The sequence below is a fragment of the Planktothrix sp. FACHB-1355 genome (assembly GCF_014748295.1).
GTDB lineage: Bacteria > Cyanobacteriota > Cyanobacteriia > Cyanobacteriales > Aerosakkonemataceae > Aerosakkonema > Aerosakkonema funiforme_A.
Genome location: NZ_JACJUP010000438.1, coordinates 1 through 5021, shown reverse-complemented (window position 1 = coordinate 5021; position 5021 = coordinate 1). Strand labels below are relative to the sequence as shown.

Here is a 5021-nt window from a genome sequence, read left to right as displayed (position 1 = left end):
AATTTTTGACTGTAATCACAGCATCTCATATACTTAAAAGCTTTACTCTCTACCGACAGATGTAAAACAGGCATGATGCTTGAGATGGAACTGTATCTAGCGATTATTAAGTATCCTTCGTAACTCTTCCTCCTGTCGGTTGATTTCTCTGAAACTATCCTCTCTTGAGAGTGGGTTGGGGTCGCGAAATGCTTTTACCTAAAAGCAGCGGATTTAATCAGAATGCCCGGTATCTTGGGTATAGCCTGTGATTTTTTTGTTTTTCATATTTCAACAATCCTTTCTGGAAACTTTTTGAGTCTCGGTCAAAAATTTGAACTTCATATCCCGCTAAAATAAACAAGTCAACAACAAATTGACGCTTACTAGCGCCAGATGACGAATATCCTGAGTATCTTGTCGCAGTTTACTCACTTTTACTCATAATTTCTTAAACTAGAGAAAGATTTTGCTGTTTGCAGTCATCCATCGGTGCAAAAAGGAGTTTTTAACTCCAGGACTTTTTAAAGCTAGATATTTCGTCGTATGTCTACTCCCAGTTGGATTTTGTCAGAGCCAATATTGGCTGAGCCTGCTGCACCCTACGACACAAACTTCCATTCATCTCGGTGGATCGAAGTATTGGTAGATTGTCCCGGCACTCAGTCAGAAGCTCAGGAGCGAGAAAACGTTCCTGCACAGAAGCTATATACATATAGATTGCCCCCCGATTTGGATGTAAATCCTGGAGATATTTTGAGTGTGCCGTTTGGGGCCCAGCAGGTAGGCGCGATCGCAATCCGTCTGCTCGATCGACTTCCGTCAGATTTGGCATCCGATAAAATTCGCGATGTTGAAGATGTCGTCGCTAAAAGTTTTTTTCCTCCTGGCTACTGGAATTTACTGAATCGACTTTCTCAGTATTATTACACACCCCTGATGCAAGCGATCAAAGTAGCCCTACCTCCCGGACTGCTTTCTCGCTCTTCTCGTCGCATTCGTCTCAAGCCAGAAGCAATTCCCCCAGATGCAGGCATTTTCCTCAGTCCCACTGCCCGTCAGATTCTCGAACTTCTGCAAGCATCGAAAACGGGAGACTACACCTGGCAACACATCAACCGACAAGTCAGGGGAGCGACGCGGGGACTGCGGGAATTACGGAGACGCGGTTGGGTAGAAAGCTATTTAGAAGCGCCCAGACACACTCAACCGAAGTTGAAGCAAGCTGTGACCCTAGTTGTCTCTGAAACTGGACTGGATCTGACACCTCGTCAACAGGAAATTTTGGCAGTATTGCAGCGTCAGGGAGGTGAATTGTGGCTGAGCGAATTGGTGGAAACGTGTAAAACGACTCCCTCGACAATCAAAGCATTGGAGCAAAAAAGCTACGTTGTCATCCAAGAGAGGGAAGTTTTGCGGAAATTATCCGAACCTGCGGTAGCGGACGATCGACCCAAAGCTCTCACTCCAGCGCAAGCAGCTGCTTTAGAGACAATCAATAACTTAAATGGATTTGCGGAAGTACTGCTGCACGGAATCACCGGATCTGGAAAAACAGAGGTGTATTTGCAAGCGATCGCACCCATCCTAGAACGCGGACTCTCCGCCCTCGTCCTAGTACCGGAAATCGGCCTCACACCTCAGCTAACTGACAGATTTCGGGCTCGTTTTGGCGAAAGAGTTTGCGTTTACCACAGCGCCTTATCGGAAGGAGAGCGCTACGATACCTGGCGGCAAATGCTCACTGGAGAACCGCAAATCATCATCGGGACGCGCTCTGCCGTATTCGCCCCTTTGCCCAAACTCGGTCTGATTATCTTAGATGAAGAACACGACTCCAGCTTCAAGCAAGATAGCCCAGCCCCCACTTACCACGCCCGTACTGTAGCTCTGTGGCGTGCAGAATTAATCGATTGTCCCTTAATTTTAGGTTCCGCTACTCCCTCTCTGGAAAGTTGGGTAGAAGTACACAAAGCAGGTGAGCGGGAAGCAATCCAAAATCCAAAATCCAAAATCCAAAATCCAAAATCCTACTACTTGTCATTACCGGAGAGAATTCAATCCCGACCTCTACCGCCTGTGGAAGTTGTGGATATGCGACAAGAGTTGCGAGAGGGAAATCGATCGATTTTTAGTCGATCGCTTCAAGATGCTCTGCAACAATTGCAGGAAGAACGCAAACAGGGAATTCTCTTCATCCATCGGCGCGGACACAGCACTTTTGTCTCCTGTCGCAGTTGCGGGTATGTAATTGAGTGTCCCAACTGCGATGTTTCTCTCGCTTATCACCATACCGAAGATAGAGCGCCAGAACTGCTGAGGTGTCACTACTGTAACTTTATTACCGCTCATCCCCGCCACTGTCCCGAATGCAGTTCTCCTTATTTAAAATTTTTCGGTAGCGGTACTCAGCGAGTCGAAGAGGAATTGAAAAAGCAGTTTCCGCAGTTGCGCGTCATCCGTTTCGATAGCGATACCACTCGCACCAAAGGGTCGCATCGCACTTTATTATCGCGGTTTGCCAATCGGGAAGCTGACTTACTGGTGGGAACGCAAATGCTCACCAAAGGTTTGGATTTACCCCAGGTGACATTGGTGGGTATTGTGGCGGCAGATGGATTACTGTATTTTGCCGACTATCGAGCATCCGAGAGAGCATTTCAAACCTTGACCCAAGTGGCAGGTCGTGCCGGTCGCGGCGACGATCCCGGTCGGGTGATTTTGCAAACTTACACTCCCGAACACGCTGTAATTCGATCGGTGCGACTTCATGACTACAATGCTTTTTCCCAAGCGGAATTACTACAACGAGCGACAAATAATTATCCCCCTTACGGTAGGTTAATTTTGTTGCGCTTGAGTAGTATAGATGCTGACGAAGTTGAGGAAACTGCGGAACTTGTCGCCGCTGAATTGCGTCCTTCAGAGGAGAGAAATAACAGTTACGAAATTCTGGGCCCAGCGCCTGCCAGTATCTTGCGAGTGGCAAATCGCTATCGATGGCAGATTTTGCTCAAGTTTCCCAGTGGAACTCTACCGGAATTACCAGATTGGAGTTTGGTGCGATCGCTCAGTCCTGCCGGTGTCAGCTTGACGATCGATGTAGACCCCCTCAATTTCATTTAAAGCGGTAATGGGTGGGCATTGCCCGCCCTAAAGTTCGCAATAACATCCGTACTCTTAAGTGCGATACTGACAATTTTCCAGAGTCCGGGCAAGGGAAGAGGTAATGGCAAGACAATTTTTCGTATTTAATCTGGGTAACTATTAATAACAGACCTGATGATTCCGTAAAAACTCCTTACTTTGACTCTTTTAGGCAGACAATTTAGACTATGGAAATTATGGCTAAGTTTCGATCACTTACTTATTAACCTGCAAATATACGCATAATCTTACAATATTACAACTCTAAAATTCGATCGTATCTTTATAAATAAAGCTAGCTTCTCCTCTTTTTTCTTCATGATTTAATGGCTAATCTATTGACATAACTCAAATAAAACAAAAGCAAAGGGGCGAAGCAATGAAAAGTTCTAAACTATCCAATTTATTCAAGATTGCAGCTACAGCTATCGGTGTCCTATCCGCTACCGGACAAGCAGCCCATGCCTTCGACTTAGCACCGGGAACTTCATTTAGTCAAACTTTTGAGTGTTGGAACGACTCTATCGGTCTTGTCACCGGAAAAAACCCCACCGATGCTAACGGCTGGCAGTATGCGATCGATTCAAACACAGATGGAGCAAATGGCCGCTACGGAATAGGCTCTGCTCCAGGCCAAACAAATCCTTTTGATTTCTCAGGTATAGCTATCAAGCAAACTGCTACCAGCGTCATCGTAGCCATTAACAGCAATATGCCGTTGGCAGGTACTCTTGATGACGGTCACCTCATCGGTTATGGTGACTTGTTCTTCACTCTGCCCGGTCAAAACTTTGCACAAGCCGTGCAAAGCGGGAATTTGTACGGCATCCACTTTGCTTCGGCAAATCATTCGGGAGTACAACAACTTGGTGTTTACAGTAACGTTCAGGCCAAGACAGTTACCGATCTTGTAGATGGCTATACCAGCAGTTATGGCGGTATAACACGCTATGAAAATGATGTCAAAAGTCTTCGCGGTACGCCTAGCCACGGCGATTTAACCAGTAGCTACTTTACTAATAACGGCCAGAATCTAAACTTCGACCTGAACGCCATCAAGTCCGGAACTTATTTTAGGGACATTTCTTTCCTCGCACAGGGTACTGTAACGCAGGATTTGCTTGCTACTGGTTATGATACTACCAAATTCAGAGGTACCCAAACTATTGCCTTCCAGTTCAACAAGTCCGTAGTTACCCCAACCGCATCCGTACCCGAACCTTCTACCCTCTTCGCTTTGGGATCTCTCGGCTTAGCTCTAGCTGCCAGCAAGTCGCGTAAGCAAACTGCAAATGTTAACAAAGCATAAGGATTTTGTATTAGCGATTAGGTTGCATCTACTATGAGAGTTTGGAGGGTTTTTGAAGGTATTCTCAACAATGTATGCCCATATTGCATACACTTGCGTGTGATAGTGGGTTAAGACACGGGAAGCTGATGATTAGCCCAAATGGCTGAAATTATCGCCCGTGCTAACCCACTCTAAGATTCGCTCGCTATTATCGCTACATTGATAAGAAAACTTTTGTTTGCTTTACCGATACAAAAAATAAGGCAATTGATGACGATCTAACGAACCGTCAGAATTTCTTCAAAACGAGAGGCGTTTTTGGACTTAAATAGTTTAAGCACGGCGATTAGACACAGGTAGGAAAATTTGGGCTTTGAGAGGAATGACAAGGATCGTTTCGACTCTAACCCAAACGTCCTGGCGAGTATCAAGAAGCTAGAAGGGTAGCGGAAGCGCTTCTCAAGCCTCCCGCCACTGTCCAAAGTTACAGCAAATCAGCCATAAATTAGACATCTCCTCCAAAAGAATCTCAAAGGGCAGGCAGGATGCCTACCCCACAAGAATTTTTAGAGATGTCTATTAGCGGAAGCTTCAGCAAACTCAA

At 45.9% G+C, this 5021-nt stretch carries 2 protein-coding genes; both read left to right on the top strand.

What is annotated here, in order from left to right; translation table 11 throughout:
* Positions 1–525: 525 nt before the first annotated feature.
* The gene (priA, locus tag H6S82_RS17815) at positions 526–3105 is read left to right on the top strand and encodes a primosomal protein N' (RefSeq protein WP_191056493.1); all 2580 of its coding nucleotides are present in this window, start codon (positions 526–528) and stop codon (positions 3103–3105) included.
* Positions 3106–3505: 400 nt separating this feature from the next.
* On the top strand, positions 3506–4435 hold the full coding sequence (locus H6S82_RS17810; RefSeq protein WP_190470190.1) for a PEP-CTERM sorting domain-containing protein: 930 nt from the start codon (positions 3506–3508) through the stop codon (positions 4433–4435).
* Positions 4436–5021 lie beyond the last annotated feature (586 nt).